We start from the raw sequence: 18,679 nt of genomic DNA, 5'->3' as shown, positions 1-18,679 counted from the left end.
CAAGCAGAACGGTCGTAGAGGTACTTCCATCCTGCCGCCGGGACCTACCCCTCGCTCACACCCCCGTCACCAACCTCATGAGACGCAACACCTAGAGCACAAGTTCGGCGTTTCTCTCTCCGATGAGAGGAAGTGCGGGCTCGGCGGAGACCAAGAAGCCGAAGCCGACTGGCTCTCAGGGGAGATGCTGATCCCTAATGAAGGCGCCTTCCGGCTCGCCCGAGCGAACGCCACCGACGAACGCGCCGCCCGTGTTTACGATGTCAGCCTTGCGATCGCACGATGGAGAATGAACCACAGCGGTGCCCGCAAAGTCATGCAGCGAGCTCGGGCAAGACGGGCGCAAAGCACAGACGACCAACCGAATCAGCCCCTTTCCCCTCGGGACCGTCGAGGGCGTCTCCAAGATCATCGGTGACTTAAAGTGGTGGGCGCGACTCTGCACAATCCGATCGCAGCGTCCTGCAAGCTAGGCCTGTGTTCGCGGATCGAACCCAGCCGCGGTGCGCGGCACGAGGGTGGGCTCGATCGCCTCACCGAGGTGGTGGATGCGCCAGCTGCTGATTGGCACGACCGCGATCTCTGGGCGCCACACGAGCGTCACGTGCATTGTTGCAGGAACGGCGTCGATGTCATCGTTGATATACGCATCGGTCTCGACGAGGCGCACGTAGGCGACGTCCGGTGCGCCAATGCCGAACAACGCTGTGGTGCTGATCTTGAGACCTGATGAGAAGACGGATCGAGCTCGGGAGAAGTCTTCCCAGGCGCCAAGCGACTCAGGGGTGACGAATGCGCCGCCCAACAGTCCGCTCGCATTAGCTTGTTCCATCTCGAGTCCGGTACGAAATACATCGACGAAGAGTGATGGGTGCCAATCGGGGAGCGACTCGTAGGTCACCATGGCGTCATCTTCTTCGGTCCAGTCAGACGGTTCGTCGCTCATCTGCCCATAGTGGCAGGGGTCGCCGTCATCGCGGCGAGACGTTCTTCAGAGCCCGGTGCGCCGACGTGTCGGATCTAGGATGCCTCTGCGCCGCTGAGGGCTGTGCGGACGCTGTAGGCGGGGTCATCGGCCAATACAGCGCGTACCTCTGCATGAGTCCCATTGGCCTGGTCCGCGAGTGCGCGTGCGAGTGCTCGACGGACGCGCGCGTCGGGGTCCCGCGCCAAGCGGATGCCGAGGTGCTCAGGTTCGCCGTGCTCAACCCACTTCAGTGCCACCAGACTTCGGATGGCCCATCCTTGCATCGAGAGAAACGCAAGGTCGTCGTTCACAGTGTCACCGAGACGCTGCAGCGCGATGGTCGGCCAGTAGTCGGCCTTTTCGCCGAGTAGCGCGTAGACGGCGCGTCGAACTTCTCTTCGCTGGTCATCGTTGCCTGCGAGGCTGGCGGCAAGCGCTAGCGCCTGCCCGCGACTTCCCTGGGGCATCCCGTTCATGCGGAAGCCGCCGAGCTTGTGGGTGTACTGGCCATTGAGTTCGTCGTACTTCGACGGAGTGGGCGAGGTTGCGAGTCGCATGGCAGTCTCAAAATGACTTGAACGGTGGGCTTCATCGAGATGGCGTGTGAGATTGCCTGCCGCGTTTAGATAGTCCGCGCGATCGCTGGAGCCAAGGTGCGGATCATCTGCGCGAATCAGTAGCTCGGTAACCGCAGCGTTGATTGAGTCCGAGGGCAGCTGGCGAATAAGGAGCGAGTCACCGATCGCATTCGTGCCGACGCTGTAGACACCGGTGACTTGCGTGAGCGGTGCGGTGAGCCGAGCCAAAGCATCGGCTGCAACGGCCGGATCGATTGCGGTCGGGTCGGCGAGTGCCAGCGTTTCTTGTGCCCAGTGGTTGCCAGCTGCGGCAAGTACGGTGAGTCCGTCGTGTGCGAGCGTCTCATGCTTGACGATCGCATCGTGGGCAGTCTCACTTCGTGCACCCTGCGCTCTGCCCAGGAGCGGCACAAGGTGGGCGATGGCACGTGGAGCGAGGTCCGGATGGCTGAGCGCGATTTTCGCCACAGCAAGCGCCTCATCGTCATCGTGGAACCGGTAGTGGTTTTCCTGAACCTCCGGTTGCTGCTCAAAGTGTGCCAACGCGGCCGTCGCGGGTATGAGAGCAATGCGGTCGGCAATACCCGCCAAGGCCTTGATCGCATTGTTGTAGCGCGAGGTCGCAAAGGAGCGTAAATCGGGTCGAGTGCCTTCCTCGGCTGCCGCGAGCTCCGCGACGATGTGCTCGGCGATGAAGTCCACGAGGGGGTCGGGAACGAGATCCGCCTGGGAAGCGATGAGGCGGTAGGCGGCGCCCACCGTCCAGTAGTTCGGCGCGTCCAGATTCTCCGTGATGTCAAGGAACTGAAGCGGCAATGACTTGCCCAGTGAGCCGATCCGTTTTGTTGCACCGACCTGCGCGAGGTGATGAGCGGCGAGGGCAGGTTCGTCGGACTCGACCAGGATCGAGGCAAGCACGCGCCGCGCGCGTTCTTCTTCTACCAAGTCGCTGGTCGCGACCGCATCGCGCAGTGCGCGCTGCGCGGAGATCGCCGCAGACCGCAGGGTGCCCTCGTTCAGTCCTGACAGTGCGTCGACGTAGGCATCATGCGCCGTCGGCACGATTGGCTTGGATGTGCCCATTTCTCGGACAGCGGTTTGCAAAGCGAGTAGTTCGTCACTTGTGAACGGGTTCCAGCGTGAGCGGAAGGCACGCCTGCTGAAGATCCACGTCGATGCTTCGCCCCATTGCGAGGCAAGAGACGCAAAACCGGAGGCCTCATCCCAGGCCAGGTCGGCTTCCTTGAACTTCTCGTGTCGCGCGAGGCTGCGTGCATGGCGAGCGGCGATGAGTCCGGAGACGCTATATCCGTGGGCGATTTTTCGAGCATCGGCAAGAAGTTCTACCCAGTCCTGCGTCGACTCGGCGATGATCAAGCGAAGGCGCGTGCGTAGCATCTGATCGAGACCCGGAAGACGGGACAGCTCGGCCAGGGTGGGGACGGCGCTGCTCAGCCAGTGGGAGCGGTCGTTAGCGATAGCAGTCTCGCCCGCGAGGATCGCGAGGCGTGCCTGATCCTCGGGCTCGCCAAGCCGCAGCTCCTTGATGTCCGGAAGGTAACCGAGCGGATTCGTATACAGGTCGATCGCGCTCTCGGTGACCTTGCGGTAGGCATCTACTGGTGGGTCACTGCCGGCTTGGGCCGCTAACTCTGCGAGACGTGACTGCGTTATCTGCGCGGTTGTCGCGAGGCCTAGCTCGAGTGCCGACCAGAATTCATCGAGAGTGTGACGCGCCGCCTCCTCGGCTCGTCCGTTGAGAGCTAAGAGGCGCACGCGCTCCTTGTCGTGAGACGCCGCATGAGGCTTGAACCCTGCATTTTGCAGTGCAGCCTGCCCCTTCTCGATGAGCGCAAGCGCCTGTTCGGGATCGGTCGTTTTAGCCGCCTTTTCGAAGGACTCCTGGGCGCCCGTGGAGACCTCTGGGGTGCGTGCGATTGCCTCGCGCACCGCGGCAGCATCGGCGGTGGGGACTTGGGTGACGTCGATCTTGAACTCGTGACAGAAGGCCTCGGCGGTGGGCATACCGAAGTACTCGATCACGATCTCTGGCCGCTTACGCAGGAGCGCCGAGAGTTCCTGCGCGTCCCAAAGGTCGAGAACGATTGGGTGAAGCTCCTTGCGCTGAACAGCGAGTTCCTCGACTGCGCCGGTGCTCTTGACCGCGCATGCCACGCCTAGGATCAGGCGCTGCACCGTGAACGGCCGCTCCGCATTGCGGAACTTCTTGATCGCGGCGGTGAGTTGGGATTTCCCGAACTGCTTGTAGTTCTTGCTCTGGAGAGCGATGCCCGCACCGTCCGGCGCCAGCGCAACGATGTCGAGTCCGAGTTGGGCCTGCCCGCGGTCTCCGTAGAGCTGCGCGTCGCGAAGTCCTTCGACGTCTCGCATCATCCGCAGTTGAAGACGCTCGAAGTTCTCCCAAGAAAGGGAGGTGAACGGAAGCTCCTCGAGCTTGCCGATCACCGGAGCCGGGGTGGTGACCGACGCCGGAGCGTACAGCGAGGAAGCCAGCGACAGAGGTTTCCACTCAGCCATAAAAACTCCCGCCTCGCCCAGCCCCGATCGCGCCCTGAACTAGGGACGAACCCGTCGACTCCATCCTACGAGGGGCGCCAAAGCGCACTCCTGCACCAAGACCCGACGCCAGTCGCGGGGACGCCCCGTCACTGGCCCGCATCTCATGCGGCGCAAAGATCCGGCCTCCAGGGCCGATGCCATCCGCTCGGAGGCGCGGGTGCTCTTCGTGCCTGCCCGGCGTCACTGGGGAGAGATGGGTCGGAGCCTGACCCGATTTCGCGGACACGTTCGATTGGTTGCCGCGGATGGTCTGCGCCGGGGTCCATGTGCAGGTCGATGGACAAGCATGGCTGCCACCTCCAGCGGGGTCACAGCTCACGCGCCGGCCGAGACGGCGAAGTTCTTGTGCTCGTTTGGCGTGGGCCGCTCCTATCCGCAGCACGTCGTGACCCTCCAGAGCGTTCGGGTGCCTCTGGGTAGAAAACACACCAGCAGATATCGTTGCGCTGCTCCTGATCCTCGATGACGAGATCGCGGACTGCCGCAGGCAACTGTTCACGTTGCCAATCGCGCTCTTGGAGTCCAGCGGCGTAGGCTCTACCTTGCGGCGCTGCCGCCTGAACAGGCTTGATCGCGTAGGCGGCGGCCCCCAGGTCGTGCTCGGCCACATGGGGAACGCAGGCGGCCTGCCCGGCTGCGTATGCAGCGAATCTCGGGGCTCCAGCAAGCGGACGCGCAGCGCCCATCGAATGACCGCCGAGCGCGCGCGATCGCATCATCTTCATCTCGCCACGCGCCCACGCTCTCGCCGCTTCGATAGCTAAACGCGGCCTCGTGTCCTCAGGTTGGTGCGCCTCGAACAGCGGCAGCACGTGCTCCGCACATGCTGCAGCCCAGAATGCTAGTAGCTGATGGTCGGCATCTGTCAGCGATCCGCCGCGTCGAACTGTTATCAGTCGCCGATCCCGGACCTGAGGGAGGATCATGAGCTACGCCCCTTCGGAGGCTGGTTGTGTGGCTTCTGTTCACGAAGCGCTGCGTGTTGATGCGGCAAGGCAGCATGGGCAGGTGCACGGAGACCGTAATCGACCGGCAGAGACGGCCGCTTCTCGATCTGAGCGTGGCGCCCGTTCACGCGTGATCGGCTGGATCGTGGGGTCGGCTGACGTCCGCGCACCGCGTGGCCGGGTGTAATAAACGTACAATCACGCGGCAGTCGCGCACGATTACCGTGCGTGGATGGACGTGGATGCCGCTACCCGCTCGATGATCGACAACATGCCGGCGAAGACAGGACGCTCGCTCGAGGAGTGGTTCCTCGTGCTCGACGCCCATCCGTATGAGAAGCACGGGCAGGGTATGGCGCTCCTCAAGGGCGAGTACGGGATGTCGCACGGTTTCGCGAATCTCGTCGTCGCACGCCATCGCGACCGGGGATCCGCGCCGACGACAGGAGATGATCTCGTCGATGCGCAGTACGCCGGGGCGAAGGCGGAGCTCCGGCCGATCTACGAGCAGATCGTCGCGGCAGCAGCCGCCTTCGGTGAGGACGTCGAGATCGCGCCGAAGAAGACCGGGGTCTCGCTCCGGCGGCGCAAGCAGTTCGCGCTCGTGGAGGCACCCAGTGCGACGCGCGTGCAGATCGGGCTGAACCTCCGTGGGGCCGCGCCGACCGAGCGGCTCCGCGAGGCAGGCGGGATGTGCACGCACCGGGTCGATGTGCGCGGCGGCGACGAGGTCGACGATCAGCTGATCGGGTGGATGCGCGAGGCCTACGAGCGCGCGTGAACAACGCGCGTCGTGTCAGGTGGGCACCTGAGCGAGCGGCACGAAGCGTGCGGCATCCGGACCGTGCTCGGCGACGAGTCGGATGTACTCGACCGGCGTCCATCCGCTGAATCGGCGGAACTCCCGGATCACGTGCGGCTGGTCGTAGTAGCCCGACGCCACCGCGAGCGTCGACCATTCGGGCCGTCCATCGCTCGCGTGCACAGCATCCAGGAGGCGGTGGAACCGCAGGACTTGGGCGTGCAGCTTCGGAGTCGTGCCGGTCGCGCGCCGGAACCGACTGACGAGGGCACGATGCGACACCCCGAGGGCAAGCGCGATGTCGCTCACCGGTCGCTCGCTCTCCTCCTCCAGCATGCGCACCGCGGCCTCAGCGAGCGGATCGGTGGGATGCTGAGGCAGCGCGAGGAGGTAGTCCTCGAGCTCGCTGAGGATGCGGTCGGGATCCGCGATCCGTCCGATGCGCGCGGCGATGATGGCGAGGCCGACGAGATGAGCGCTCGCGTCGCCCACGTGCCCCGCGGTCTCACGGGGGGCATCCGGCGCCAGCGCACCCAGCCCCGTCGCAGTCAGCTCGACGCCGACGTGGCGGATCGGATCGGGCGACTCGATGACGAGATACTCGTTCTGCAGGCCTGAGACGAACACGTGCGAGACGAGAGCCGCCGTTCCTGCGCGGTCGACGATCCGGTACGGGTCGGACAGGTTCGCGATCACGTGCACAGAGGGCATCGGAAGGATCTTCTCGTACCGAGCGACCGGCACGGCCTCGATGAACCACAAGCGCGTGGCGATGCCCGCCAGCCTCGCTGGCGCGGGGCGCTGCACGAAGATCACGCTGTCACCGTACGGCCCCCGCCGGGTGCGGCGGCTGGGAGAAGATGACTCCGTCGACCGTCCAGCCCATCGCCCCCCACCGAAGGCAGGCCCGTGACCACCAGGCGTCCCAACATCGTCCTGATCCTCACCGACGACCACGCGAGCCACGCGATCGGCGCGTACGGGTCGGTGGTCAACCAGACGCCGAGGATCGACGAGATCGCGGCCACCGGCCGCCGGATCGACAACTGCTTCTGCACCAACGCGCTCTGCACACCCAGCCGGGCCAGCATCCTCACTGGGACGTACGGCCACGTCAACGGCGTCACCACGCTCTCGACCCCGATCGACGCGAGCCAGCCGACCTTCATCTCGCTCCTGCGGAACGCCGGCTACCGCACGGGCATCGTGGGCAAGTGGCACATGGGCGAGGGCCCCGGGCACGACCCGGAGGGCTTCGACCACTGGGCGGTGCTCCGCGACCAGGGCGAGTACGTCGACCCGCAGATCCGCACCGCTGACGGCGTGCACATCCAGCCCGGCTACGCCACCGACGTGATCACCGACCTGGCTCTGGACTGGGTGGACTCGCTCGACGACGACGCGCCCTGGTGCCTGCTGATCCACCACAAGGCCCCGCACCGCTCCTGGGAGCCCGACGACGCCCACGCGGGCATGTACACCGACCCGATCCCGGTACCGGAGACGTTCGACGACGACTACACGGGCCGGTCCGCCGCCGCCAAGCACGCCGCGATGCGGGTCGCCGAGCACCTCAACCTCGAGGACCTCAAGGTGGTGCCCCCCGACGACCTGCCGCCCGACGAGCTGGCGCTGTGGAAGTACCAGCGCTACATGGAGGACTACCTGCGGTGCGTCGCCTCCGTCGACGACAACGTCGGTCGGGTCATCGACTGGTTGACGGAGCGGGGCGAGCGCGAGCGCACGCTGCTCGCCTACAGCTCCGACCAGGGGTTCTTCCTCGGCGACCACGGGTGGTTCGACAAGCGGTTCATCTACGAGGAGTCGATCAGGATGCCGCTCCTGGTGTCCTGGCCCGACCGCATCGAGCCCGGCGAGCCGATGACCCAGATCGTCACCAACGTCGACTTCGCGCAGACCTTCCTCGACGCCGCCGGGGTGCGCCCGCACGAGCGCATGCAAGGACAGAGCTTCCTGCCGCAGCTCACCGACGCCCCCGAGCGTCCGACCCGAGACGCCTTCTACTACCGCTACTACGAGAACGACGACGCGAGCCACCACGTCATCGCGCACTACGGCATCCGCACCGAGCGCCACAAGCTCATCTACTTCTACGGCGACGGCATGGGGCTGCCGGGCACGTCGAGCTTTCGCTACGTGCCGGAGTGGGAGCTGTACGACCTCGAGCGCGACCCCGACGAGCTCACGAACGCCTACCACGACCCCGCCTACCGCTCGGTCCGCGACGAGCTCACGCGCGCACTGGCGGACCTGCAGGCCGACCTCGGGGACGAGCCGCACCCGAGCCAGACGAGCCCCTGACCCTCGGTCGCAGGAGAGGCGAAAAAGAATATCGCTCCAGCTGCATCCAGAACGCCGCCGCCACCGGAAGTAGGCAGTGTCAGTACAGCTCGCCCCTCCGGGCGCCTACTCAAGGAGTTCTGTCATGCGTCTGCGCACCAGCCTCACCCTCGGCCTGGGAGCCGTGGTCCTCGCGGCCTCCGCCGCTCCAGCCTTCGCCGCACCCGAGGACGCCCAGCTCTCTGTGCTCCACGCGGTCCCCGACACCACGGTCGACGTCTGGGTCAACGGCGACCTCACCCTCGACGACTTCACCCCGGGCACTCTGGCCGGGCCGCTCGAGCTCGGCGCCGGCACCTACACCGTGGCGATCACGGCTGCGGACGCCGCCGATGACAGCGCGCCGGTGATCGGGCCCATCGATCTCGACCTGGCCGCGAGCACCAGCTACACCGCGGTGGCACACCTCGATGCCGACGGCGCCCCCACCGCCGCCCTGTTCACCAACGACACCTCCGCGACGGCGGCCGGCGAGGGCCGGCTCACGGTCCGGCACGTCGCAGCCGCACCCGCGGTCGACATCCTCGCCGGTGACGCGGGCGTGGTGACCAACCTGGCCAACCCCGACGAGGCCACCCTGGACCTGCCCGCCGGCACCGTCTCGGCGGCCGTCGCGGCCACCGGTACCACCGACCCGGTGATCGGCCCGGCAGACGTCCCGGTCACCGACGGCACCCTCACGGTCGTCTACGCCTGGGGCAGCCTGGAGGACGGCAACCTCGCTCTCGCGACGCAGACCGTCGCGGCCGGCCACAGCGCCCCCGACGGCGTCCCGACCGGCCAGGTGCAGGTGCCTCAGGAGGGTGGCGTGTCGCCGATCCTGCTGGTCGGTGGCGTGCTGCTCGCCGCTGCCGGGGCCGTCGCGCTCAGCCGTCGCGGCTCCGTCAGCGAAGGTGCCGAGCGCGACGCTGCATGAGTCGCTCGTCATCGACGTCGGCCGCGCGGGTGCCTGGCACCCCCGCGGCTGGCGCGCGCCCGGTCCCCGTCGCGTTCCTCGCCCTCGCCCTCGCGCTGGGGCTCGGCGCCTGTGGATCGGATCCGCTCGACCCCGAGGCCGCGACCTCCGAGCCGTCACCGACCGCGGCGCCCACCGAGGCCGCGACGGCGGAGGCAGCGACGACCGCGCCGACCCCCCTCGAGGACGTCACGCTGGTCGACGCCACCGAACCGGTCACGATGGCGACCGCGGGCACGCCCCCCACCGCCGTCGAGGTGCCCGACCTCGGTCTGGCGATGCCGGTGCAGCCGGTCGGGATCGCCGCCGACGGCCAGACCGAGGTGCCGCCCGACGCGCTGGAGGCCGGCTGGTACCGGTTCGGTCCCGGCGCGGGTGCCGACGCAGGTGCGACCGTGATCCTCGCCCACGCCGGATCGGAGATCACCCCACGCGGACCGTTCAGCGAGCTGGACCAGCTGCAGGGCGGTGAGCTCGTCACCGTCACGGACGCCGACGGCGTCGAGCACGAGTATGAGGTCACGTCGGTGCAGGTGCTGGAGAAGGCCACGCTGGACCTGGACCCGTACTTCGTTCGCGACGGCGAGCCCACTCTGGTGCTCATCACGTGCGGCGGTCAGTGGGACGAGGCCGAGAGTAACTATCGTTCGAACGTCATCGTCACAGCGGCACCGGTCGGGAGTCGATGACAGCGCGAATCTATGGCAGACCGGACGGGCCTCGGAGGTGACAGCGGTGGACGAGGGGCTGGTCGCGTCCTTCCGCCAGGGAGAGCCCGTCGCCGTGCGGGAGGCGTACGAGCGCTGGTCACCCTTGGTGCACACGTTGGCGAGGCGCGCGCTGGGTGACCCGACCGAGGCCGAGGACCTGACCCAGCACGTGTTCGTCGAGGCATGGCGCACCCGCGACCGGTTCGACCCCACGCGCGGGCCGCTGCAGGCCTGGCTGGTCGGCATCACCCGCCACGCCATCGCCGACACGCTGTCGCGGCGCACGCGGCATCGTGCCGGGGTCGAGGCCGTGGCCGCCGTGCACCCGCGTGAGGAGGGCACCGCCGACGCCGCCGATCAGGTGGTGCACAGCATGGTCGTGGCCGATGCGATCGCCGACCTGGGCGAGCCGCAGGGAACGATCGTCTCGCTGGCCTTCTACGACGACCTGACGCACCACCAGATCGCCGAGCGCACCGGCATCCCGCTCGGAACAGTCAAGAGCCACATCCGCCGCAGCCTGCAACGGCTGCGTGAGAGAGGGGAGGTCGCCGATGTCGCACTGTGACCCCGACGTGCTTGCCCTGGCAGCACTGGGAGAAGAGCTGCCCGCCGCCGACGCCGACCATCTGGCCGCGTGCGCGACCTGCGCGGCCGAGGTGGCCTCGCTGCGCGCCGTCGTCGACGCCGGGCGCGTCCGCGGCCCGTTGGAGCGACCCCACGACAGGGTCTGGGAGGCCATCGCCGCCGAGATCGCGTCCGAGACCCCCGCTGCGCCCGTCTCTGGTCCGACCACCCCCGACCCGACGGCGCCCGCCCCCGAGCCCGCCGCTGAGCCCGCTGCCGCCACCGTGGTCCCGTTGCGGGCGCCGCGCCCGCGGTCGCGCCGGCTCGTGCTCGTGGCAGCCGCCTCGATCGCCTTCGGTGCGGTGGCCACCGTGGGCCTGCAGGCGTTGCTGGCCGACCGCGAGGAGACCACGCCGGTCGCCTCGGCCGTGCTCGACCCGCTGCCGGGCTGGGACGTGGCCGGTACCGCGGTCGTCGACGAGGGTCCGCAGGGCCTGAGGTTGCGGGTCGAGGTCCCGGACGACCCGGGGGTGGACGGCTACCGCGAGGTGTGGCTGATCTCCACCGATCTCGAGCGGCTGATCAGCGTGGGTGTGCTCACCAGCGACACCGGCACCTTCGACCTGCCCGCCGGCGTGGACCTCGCCGACTTCGCCGTCGTGGACATCTCCGAGGAGCCTGTCGACGGCGACCCCGCCCACTCCGGTGTCAGCATCGTCCGGGGCGAGCTGGCCTGACGCGCGCTCACGCACCTGCGAGCGCGTGCCCCACGGCGATCCCGGCCCACCCGGCACCCAGACCGAGGACGAGCATCCCGAAGGCGTGGGCCAGCGCCGCGCCGATGCGTCCGCCCAGGAGCAGCCGGGCGGCCTCGACGCTCGCCGTGCTGAAGGTCGAGTAGCCGCCCAGCAGGCCCACGCCGATCACGGTGACCAGCGCGCTGTCGACCCGGCCGCTCGCCCAGCCGGTCAGCAGCCCGATCAGCAGGCACGCCGTGGTGTTGACGACCAGCGTGCCCAGGGGAGTGCCGCCGCGCCGCCGTCGTTGCACGGCGCCGTCGACCAGGAACCGCGCGGCGGCACCGAGACCGCCCGCGAGCGCCACCAGGATGATCACCGTTCACCCCCGTGCGCGCGCCGCGCCACGACGATGCCGAGGACGGCGGAGCCCACCCCGATCACGACGCTCGCCACCGCGTAGCCCATGCCGGTCAGCGTGGCCCCGCCGGCCAGCAGCCGCTCGGTCTCGGCGACGAACGCGCTGTAGGTGGTGAAACCACCCAGCAGGCCGGAGCCGCACAGGAGCCGGGCCACCCGCCGTCGACCCTGGTCGGTGCCGCGACGGGCGAGCGACTCCAGCAACACGCCCAGCACGAACGAGCCCAGCAGGTTGATGCCGAACGTCGTCCACGGCACACCGCCGGGGGCGGCGGGCGCGGCGGCCTCGAGCACGGCTCGCGCCCCTGTCCCGACAGCGCCTCCCAGCGCGACCAGGCCGGCGCTGCGCAGCCACGCGGGCACCGACATCGGCACCGGCTGGCTCATGGTGCGCCATGCTAAGCCCGTGGATCACCAGGAGCAGACCCTCGCCCGCTACGTGACCAAGGTCGCGGCGGACGAGGCGAACATCGCCGTCGTGCTGGTCGGGTCCCTCGCCCACGGGACCGAGCGGCCCGACTCCGACGTCGACGTCTACCTCGTGGTCACCGACGAGGCGTTCGCCCGGGCGCAGCAGCGCGAGCAGCTCAGCTACGTCGACACCGAGGTCGCCACCTACGAGGGCGGCTATGTCGACATCAAGGTGGCCACGCATGGCTACCTGCGGGGCGCCGCCCTCGAGGGGGACGACCCGGTGCGTGCCTCGTTCCTCGACGCCCGGGTCGCGTGGTCCAGGGACCCGCAGGTGGCCGATCTCGTCGCCGCCATCCCCGTGCTGCCCGACGACGCCTGGGAGGACCGTGCCGCCTCCTTCATCGCCCAGATGCGCCTGTACGGCGGCTACTTCCTCAAGCAGGGCGACCAGCTGGGCGATGAGTACCTGCTGCGTTGGGCGGCCATCCACGCGCTGAGCTCGGCCGGGCGCGCGTTGCTGGCCCGCGGGCACGTCCTGTTCCGGGGCAACAAGTACCTGACGGGGCTCCTCGCGGGGCTGCCGGACCTGCCCGAGGGTTACCTCGCGCTGGCCGACCAGCTCCTGCGCGAGCCGACCGCCGAGGGCGGTGCGGCTTTGCTCGCGCTCGTCGAGAACCATCACGACTGGCCGATCACGCGAGCGCAGACGCTGTCGCGGTTCGTGCGCGAGAACGAGCTGTCCTGGCTGACCCGCGTGCCGCCGCCGGAGTTCCGCTGACCTACCGGAGCAGGTGACGCGCCGCTTCCCGCAGCGCGTCGCCGACCTCCCGCAGCACCGCCGACGAGCGCCGCCACTGCTGCCAGTACAGCGGGACGTCGACGACGGCGCGCTCGCCCAGGTGGACCAGCTCGCCGACCCGGACCTCCTCGCGGCACTCGATCTCGGGCACCATGCCCCAGCCCATCCCGAGCCGGATCGCCTCGGCGAACTCGGCCGACGCCGGTACGTAGTGGGTGGGTGGGTCGAGCTCGGCCCGCGTCAGCCGCGCCAGGCACCGACGCTGCAGGTTGTCCTTGCGGTCGTAGCCGACGGTCGGGGCCGTGGCCAGCGAGGCGGCGTCGACGCCGGAGCCGAACCACTGGTTCGCGCGCTCGGGCGAGCACACCCCCAGGTAGCGCATCACGCCCAGCCGCTCCGCCGAGCAGCCCGGCACCGGTTCGGCCTCGGCGGTGACTGCTCCGACCGCGGCCCCGCGCCGCAGCAGCGTCAGCGAGTGCTCCTCGTCCTCGCGCAGCACCTCCAGGTGGACACGGTCCACGAGCGCCGCCAGCGGGCGCAGCGCCCACGTGTGCAGCGAGTCCGCGTTCACCACGATCGTCACGGGCTCCGGCCCGGCCGCGCCCGGGGACAGCTCGGTCTGCAGGTCCGCACGCAGCTGCTCCAGCTGGCGTGCGAACCGCAGCACCGCCAGACCCGCGTCGGTGAGCTCAAGCGGTCGGGTCCGGTGCAGGACAGGACGTCCCAGCTCCGCCTCGAGCGCGCGCACGCGCTGGCTCACGGCCGAGGGCGTGACGTGCAACGCGACGGCGGCACCCTCGAGCGTGCCCGCCTCGGCGATCGCGACGATGGTGCGGGCTGCCTCGCCGTCGATCGCTCTCATGAAGCTGATCTTATGTAGGTGTAGGAAGCTGAGCTGGAGTGAACCGGCTGGCGCGGTCTACGGTGCTCCCGTGCTTCCCATGGTCTCCGGTCTCGCCGCCGGTCTGTCGCTGATCGTCGCGATCGGCGCGCAGAACGCCTTCGTGCTCCGGCAGGGGCTGGCGCGCAGGCACGTGCCGCTGGTCGTGGCGGTGTGCGCGATCTCGGACGCGGTGCTGATCGCTGCCGGCGTCGCCGGCCTCGGTGCGCTGGTCACGCACGCGCCTGTCGTGCTCGAGATCGTGCGATGGGGTGGCGCGGCCTTCCTGCTCGGGTACGGCATCCGCGCGGTGATCCGTGCCTGGCGCGGCGAGTCGATGCGCGACCCGGGGGAGAGCGGCAACCGCGGCTGGGGCGCGGTGCTGGCGACCACCGTCGCGCTCACCTGGCTCAACCCGCACGTCTACCTCGACACGGTGGTCCTGCTGGGCTCGATGGCCGCGGCGCAGGGGGGGAACCGGTGGTGGTTCGCCCTCGGGGCCATGGCCGGGTCCGTGCTGTGGTTCACGGCCCTGGGCGTCGGCGCTCGGCTGCTGGTCCCGCTGTTCCGACGGCGGAGCTCCTGGCGTGTGCTCGACGCCGGGATCGCGCTCGTCATGTTCGCGCTGGCCGCCCAGCTGCTGCTGCGTCACTCGACGTAGACGTAGATCGTGTGCAGCCCGGTGGCTCCGTCCGGCGCGGGGGAGGCGGGCGCGGCCACCTGCACCTCGCCGTCGCCGTCGATCGCCCGCACGGTCAGCGTGTGCTTGCCGACCGGAGCGTCCCAGTGCCAGACCCACTGCCGCCAGGAGTCGATCGTCGGCTCGGCGGCGAGCTCGGCGGGGTGCCACGGCCCCTTGCTGTTTACGCGGATCTCGACCGCCGCGATGCCACGCTGCTGGGCCCACGCCACGCCAGCGACCACGAGCGTGCCGGCGGGCACCTCGGCCGAGGGCGCCGGGACGTCGATGCGCGAGGACGTCTTGATCGGTCCGCGCTCCGACCAGCCACGCGGGGTCCAGTACGCCACGTCGTCGGCGAAGGTGGTGACCTTGAGGTCGACGACCCACTTCGTGGCCGAGACGTAGCCGTACAGCCCGGGCACCACCATCCGCACCGGGTATCCGTGCTCGACGGGCAGCGGTTCACCGTTCATGCCGATGGCCAGCAGCGCCGCCCGTTCGTCGGTCAGCGCGCTCAGCGGCGTCGACGCCGTGAAGCCGTCGCTGCTGGTCGAGAGCACCATGTCGGCTCCCGGCTCAGGCCCGGCACGCGCCAGCAGCTCGCGGATCGGCCACCCGGTCCACACGGCGTTGCCCACCAGGTTGCCGCCCACGGTGTTCGACACGCACGCCAACGTGGTCAAGGACTCGATCATCGGCTGCTCCAGCAGCTCGGCGAAGTCGATCTCGACCTCCTGCCGCACCATGCCGTGGACCCGCAGCCGCCACCGCTGTGCGTCCAGCGTGGGAGGCACGATCGCGGTGTCGATGCGGTAGAACTCCTCGTTCGGCGTGAGGAAGGGGGTCATGCCCTCGACGTCAACCTGGGCGGCCGCCGGCACCGAGACCGGGTCGTCGATCGGCGGCAGCACGACGTCCTCACGGCCGGACTCGGCCCGCTCGCGGCCGGAGACCAGCTGACCGAGGACGGCGACCAGCACGCCGACCGCCGTCGTGGCACCCGCCCACCGCAGCACGCGCCGGCGATCGGCGTCAGGGCCTGCGGCGCCGGCGCCGCGGCGCCAGCGGACGTGCAGCGCGCCGAGGCCGGAAGCGACGCCCACCACGGTGGGCAGCACGTCCAGCGGAACCGCTCCGGGGCGCAGCAGCACCACCACCAGCACCCCCGCCCCGAGGATCGCGAGCGCGGTGAGCGCGAGGCGGCTCCGGCCGAGCCCGCCGTGCCGTCGCGGTGACCCCAGCAGCCCGATGCCCGCGCAGACGAGCGTGATCACGAGGAGCATCCCTGCGACCAGCACCTGCTTGTCACGGTCACCGAACGTGGCGATCGCCCAGTCCTTCAACCACGCAGGGGTGGCGTCGATGAAGGCCGCCCCGACCGCCAGCAGCGGAGAGGGCACCCCGCCCGCGAGGTTCGACACCCCGAGCAGCGCTGCCACGACGGTCGCCACGGCGACGATCACGGCGCCCGCTGCGACCCCGGTGAGCGCAGCCGTCCAGCGGGGGCTCCTCATGAGCACAGTGTTCGCTCCACCGCCGCGCACCGCAACCGGCGCGCGGGGCCGGTGCCGGCAGCGAACGGGGGAGCGTCGTAGCCTGACCCCGTGAGTGATCCGACCAGGAGGGCGCCTGGTTACTACCCGGACCCCGCGGCGAGCAACCAGATCCGTTACTGGGACGGCTCCGGCTGGGCCGAGCAGCACCGGTCCGCCACCTACGGTGCGCCCGGGTCCGCCCCCACAGCCTCCACGCCGTACGGCGCCGCGCCCGCCCCGTACGGCGAGTGGACGTCACCGGCCGGAGCTGCCGGCTGGAGCGGAGGAGCGCCGCCGGCCCCCAGCGGGCCGGGTCCCGGCTACGGCGCCCCGGCAGCCGGCTACGGAACCCCGCCCCCCGGCTACGGGACGCCGCCGCCCAGCTACGGGACCCCGCCGTCCGGCTACGGGACGCCGCCGCCCAGCTACGGGACCCCGCCGTCGGGCTACGGACGGGCACCGGTGCAGTCGCACGCGTCAGGCAACCCCTACTCGGCGCCCGGGCACCGGCCACCGCCGCGGCGTTCCGGTGCGCTCGCTGGCGTCGTCGTCGCGGCGGTGCTGCTGCTGGCGATCGGCGGCGGGGTGTGGGCCTTCGTCAGCGACGTGGTCGGGCCTCCGGAACCGAGCGGCGAGGTGCAGGTCGATGTCCCGCTCCGGGGCGACGTGCCGAGCAACGGAGCGTGGGCGAGCGCACTGACGATCGCCGACGCCGGCGTGTACTGGCTGACCGCCACGGCCGACGAGGACCTGACGCTGGAGCTCTACGACGACAGCGCCACGGTCGCGGAGAACGACGACGGCGGCAGCCCGTTCCCCGGCGTCAGCTCGCTGGACCCGGTGCTCGCGCTCTACCTGGAGCCGGGGGAGTACGTGGTCGCCGTCGAGACCTACGACTCCGAGCGAGCCGATGCCGAGCTCTCCGTGACCGCGGCGAGGGACGCCGTCGAGGTCGAGGCCGACCCGGTCTCGATCACGACATCGGGCGACCAGCCGTGGTTCGGCTACACCGCGGCCGACGCCGGGTCGGTCGCCATCGACGTGCAGGCGGCGGGCCCGGATGACGACCTCATGCTGAGCGCCTGGTTCGACGGCGAGGACAACTGGAACGACGACCGCGACGTCGGCGACCCGCCGGGCGGCCTCTACGACCCGTACCTGGAGATCCAGCAGCCCGACGGTCGGGTGGTCTTCGTGGTGACCTCGTGGGGCAGCCCCGACGAGGCGATCGAGGCCAGCGTGACGGTCACGCCGCTCTGAGCCTCAGTGCGCGACGGGCGCGTCGACCGGCTCCACGGCGTCGACGGGCTTGCGGATCATCGCCGCGAGCGGGATCGCGAGCGCAGCCAGCACCGCCCCGGCGACGAAGGCGACGCCGACCCCGCTGGCCAGCGCCGCCGGCTCGGGCACACCGGCGCTCTCCAGCGCGACCTGACGGCTGACCATCAGCACGACGAACAGAGCGGTCCCGGCGGCGCCGGCGAGCTGTTGGACGGTGCCGATCGTCGCCGACCCGTGCGAGTACAGGTGCGGCTTCAGCGCACCGAGCGCCGAGGTGAACAGCGGGGTGAACGTCAGCGCCAGGCCGATCGAGAGCAGCACGTGCAGCGCCAGCACGGTGCCGCCGCCGGAGGTCTCGTCGAGCTGGGTCATCAGCGCCAGCGCCAGCGCCACCAGCGTGGTGCCCGGCACCACCAGCGGTCGCGGGCCCCAGCGGTCGAACAGCCGGCCCACCAGCGGTCCCATCAGCCCCATGGTGAGCCCACCGGGCACGAGCAGCAGCCCGGTCTGCAGGCTCTCCAGGTTCAGCGCGTCCTGCAGGTACAGCGGGAGCAGGATGATCGTCCCGAACAGGGCACCCATGAGGACCAGCATCACCAGGATCGAGAAGGTGAAGGTGCGCGAGGAGAACGTGCGCAGGTCGAGCAGCGCGTCGTCGGTGCGCTGCAGGGTGCGCTGCCGGAACGCGAACAGGACCAGCGAGAGGAGACCGACGCCGATCGGTACCGCCGGCGAGACCGCCGGCGGGTGGTAGACCGACTCACCGATCGAGGAGAGCCCGAAGATCAGCCCACCGAAGCCGAGCGCCGACAGGATCACCGATCCGACGTCCAGCCGCAGCCGACGCGGCTCCGAGACGTTGGGGACGCGCATGATCCCGACGACCAGCATCACGAGCACCAGCGGCAGCACCACCCAGAAGATGCCGCGCCAGTCCAGGCGGGACAGGATCAGGCCGGACACCGCGGGCCCGATGGCCGGAGCCACCGACATCACGATCGAGATGTTGCCCATCACCCGGCCACGCCGCAGCGCCGGCACCAGCTGCATCACGGTCGTCATCAGCAGCGGCATCATCATGGCGGTGCCCACCGCCTGCACCACCCGGCCGGAGACCAGGATCGCGAAGGTGGGGGAGATCGCGCAGATCAGCGTGCCGAGCGAGAACGAGATCATCGCCGTGCAGTAGATGGTCCTGGTCGACAGCCGCTGCAGCAGGAACCCGGTGATCGGGATGACGACGGCCATCGTGAGCATGAACGCCGTGGTCACCCACTGCGCGGTGGCCGCCTCGATGCTCAGGCCGGTCATGATGTGCGAGAGCGCGACACCCATGATCGTCTCGTTGAGGATCAGCACGAACGCGCTGGCGAGCAGCAAAGCGATCACGAGCCGGGTGCGGGATTCCAGGCGCGCAGGAGCCTGCGCCTGCGGGAGCGAAGTCACGGTCGAGAACCCTACGCT

Annotated in this window: 18 protein-coding genes; 9 read left to right on the top strand and 9 right to left on the bottom strand. The window is 69.7% G+C overall.

Going from position 1 to position 18,679, the window contains the following annotated elements; translation table 11 throughout:
- Positions 1-469: 469 nt before the first annotated feature.
- The 3 genes from GPA04_RS03425 to GPA04_RS21295 all read right to left on the bottom strand — a co-directional run bounded on the left by GPA04_RS03425 (position 470) and on the right by GPA04_RS21295 (position 5,051).
- A complete protein-coding gene (locus tag GPA04_RS03425) occupies positions 470-946 on the bottom strand; it encodes a hypothetical protein (RefSeq protein WP_156222302.1) in 477 nt (158 codons plus the stop codon).
- 74 nt (positions 947-1,020) lie between these two features.
- On the bottom strand, positions 1,021-4,083 hold the full coding sequence (locus GPA04_RS03420) for a hypothetical protein (protein WP_156222300.1): 3,063 nt from the start codon (positions 4,081-4,083) through the stop codon (positions 1,021-1,023).
- A 350-nt stretch (positions 4,084-4,433) separates the two neighbouring features.
- A complete protein-coding gene (locus GPA04_RS21295) occupies positions 4,434-5,051 on the bottom strand; it encodes a putative immunity protein (RefSeq protein ID WP_366464208.1) in 618 nt (205 codons plus the stop codon).
- 253 nt (positions 5,052-5,304) lie between these two features.
- On the opposite strand from GPA04_RS21295, the gene GPA04_RS03410 reads away from it, so the two are divergent.
- A complete protein-coding gene (locus GPA04_RS03410; RefSeq protein ID WP_156222299.1) occupies positions 5,305-5,853 on the top strand; it encodes a DUF4287 domain-containing protein in 549 nt (182 codons plus the stop codon).
- 15 nt (positions 5,854-5,868) lie between these two features.
- Here GPA04_RS03410 and GPA04_RS03405 read toward each other — a convergent pair whose 3' ends face one another.
- Positions 5,869-6,690 (bottom strand): helix-turn-helix domain-containing protein, encoded by an 822-nt coding sequence (locus GPA04_RS03405; RefSeq protein ID WP_156222296.1) that lies wholly within the window; start codon positions 6,688-6,690, stop codon positions 5,869-5,871.
- A gap of 93 nt (positions 6,691-6,783) precedes the next feature.
- Between GPA04_RS03405 and GPA04_RS03400 the strand changes: the two genes are divergently transcribed.
- The 5 genes from GPA04_RS03400 to GPA04_RS03380 all read left to right on the top strand — a co-directional run bounded on the left by GPA04_RS03400 (position 6,784) and on the right by GPA04_RS03380 (position 11,204).
- Entirely contained in the window at positions 6,784-8,196 is a 1,413-nt protein-coding gene (locus tag GPA04_RS03400; protein WP_156222294.1) for a sulfatase family protein, read from the top strand.
- A 124-nt stretch (positions 8,197-8,320) separates the two neighbouring features.
- Positions 8,321-9,151 (top strand): DUF4397 domain-containing protein, encoded by an 831-nt coding sequence (locus GPA04_RS03395; protein WP_156222292.1) that lies wholly within the window; start codon positions 8,321-8,323, stop codon positions 9,149-9,151.
- Positions 9,148-9,879: a class F sortase gene (locus tag GPA04_RS03390; protein ID WP_156222290.1), complete on the top strand. Its 732-nt coding sequence runs from the start codon at positions 9,148-9,150 to the stop codon at positions 9,877-9,879. The genes GPA04_RS03395 and GPA04_RS03390 overlap by 4 nt, the downstream gene beginning before the upstream one ends.
- Positions 9,880-9,925: 46 nt before the next feature.
- Complete coding sequence (locus GPA04_RS03385) at positions 9,926-10,468, top strand: RNA polymerase sigma factor (RefSeq protein WP_241680557.1); 543 nt, start codon at positions 9,926-9,928, stop codon at positions 10,466-10,468.
- Positions 10,455-11,204, top strand: coding sequence for an anti-sigma factor (locus GPA04_RS03380; protein WP_156222286.1), 750 nt, complete (start codon positions 10,455-10,457; stop codon positions 11,202-11,204). Before GPA04_RS03385 ends, GPA04_RS03380 begins: the two co-directional genes overlap by 14 nt.
- A gap of 7 nt (positions 11,205-11,211) precedes the next feature.
- Here GPA04_RS03380 and GPA04_RS03375 read toward each other — a convergent pair whose 3' ends face one another.
- Together GPA04_RS03375 and GPA04_RS03370 are read right to left on the bottom strand one after the other, a co-directional pair.
- Positions 11,212-11,583, bottom strand: a complete 372-nt coding sequence (locus tag GPA04_RS03375; RefSeq protein WP_156222285.1) for a fluoride efflux transporter FluC — start codon at positions 11,581-11,583, stop codon at positions 11,212-11,214.
- Positions 11,580-12,011 carry a fluoride efflux transporter FluC gene (locus GPA04_RS03370; protein ID WP_241680556.1) on the bottom strand — a complete coding sequence of 144 codons (432 nt, stop codon included), beginning with the start codon at positions 12,009-12,011 and terminating at the stop codon, positions 11,580-11,582. The genes GPA04_RS03375 and GPA04_RS03370 overlap by 4 nt, the downstream gene beginning before the upstream one ends.
- A gap of 19 nt (positions 12,012-12,030) precedes the next feature.
- On the opposite strand from GPA04_RS03370, the gene GPA04_RS03365 reads away from it, so the two are divergent.
- Positions 12,031-12,816, top strand: a complete 786-nt coding sequence (locus GPA04_RS03365; RefSeq protein ID WP_162458503.1) for a nucleotidyltransferase domain-containing protein — start codon at positions 12,031-12,033, stop codon at positions 12,814-12,816.
- 1 nt (position 12,817) lies between these two features.
- On the opposite strand, the gene GPA04_RS03360 is transcribed toward GPA04_RS03365, so the two are convergent.
- The gene (locus GPA04_RS03360; RefSeq protein ID WP_156222281.1) at positions 12,818-13,699 is read right to left on the bottom strand and encodes a LysR family transcriptional regulator ArgP; all 882 of its coding nucleotides are present in this window, start codon (positions 13,697-13,699) and stop codon (positions 12,818-12,820) included.
- A 79-nt stretch (positions 13,700-13,778) separates the two neighbouring features.
- Between GPA04_RS03360 and GPA04_RS03355 the strand changes: the two genes are divergently transcribed.
- Positions 13,779-14,378, top strand: coding sequence for a LysE/ArgO family amino acid transporter (locus GPA04_RS03355; protein WP_156222442.1), 600 nt, complete (start codon positions 13,779-13,781; stop codon positions 14,376-14,378).
- Here GPA04_RS03355 and GPA04_RS03350 read toward each other — a convergent pair.
- Positions 14,366-15,913: a molybdopterin-dependent oxidoreductase gene (locus GPA04_RS03350; RefSeq protein WP_156222279.1), complete on the bottom strand. Its 1,548-nt coding sequence runs from the start codon at positions 15,911-15,913 to the stop codon at positions 14,366-14,368. The two genes, GPA04_RS03355 and GPA04_RS03350, sit on opposite strands and share 13 nt — an antisense overlap.
- 90 nt (positions 15,914-16,003) lie before the next feature.
- On the opposite strand from GPA04_RS03350, the gene GPA04_RS03345 reads away from it, so the two are divergent.
- Positions 16,004-17,194, top strand: coding sequence for a DUF2510 domain-containing protein (locus tag GPA04_RS03345; protein ID WP_156222278.1), 1,191 nt, complete (start codon positions 16,004-16,006; stop codon positions 17,192-17,194).
- Positions 17,195-17,197: 3 nt separating this feature from the next.
- Here the strand turns inward: GPA04_RS03345 and GPA04_RS03340 are convergent, their stop codons facing one another.
- A complete protein-coding gene (locus tag GPA04_RS03340; protein WP_206674092.1) occupies positions 17,198-18,661 on the bottom strand; it encodes an MDR family MFS transporter in 1,464 nt (487 codons plus the stop codon).
- Positions 18,662-18,679: the final 18 nt, after the last annotated feature.

This window comes from Pseudactinotalea suaedae, assembly GCF_009733815.1.
Classification (GTDB): domain Bacteria; phylum Actinomycetota; class Actinomycetes; order Actinomycetales; family Beutenbergiaceae; genus Pseudactinotalea; species Pseudactinotalea suaedae.
Note: the sequence above shows the minus strand (reverse complement) of the source record. Positions and strands in the feature narration are given on the sequence as shown.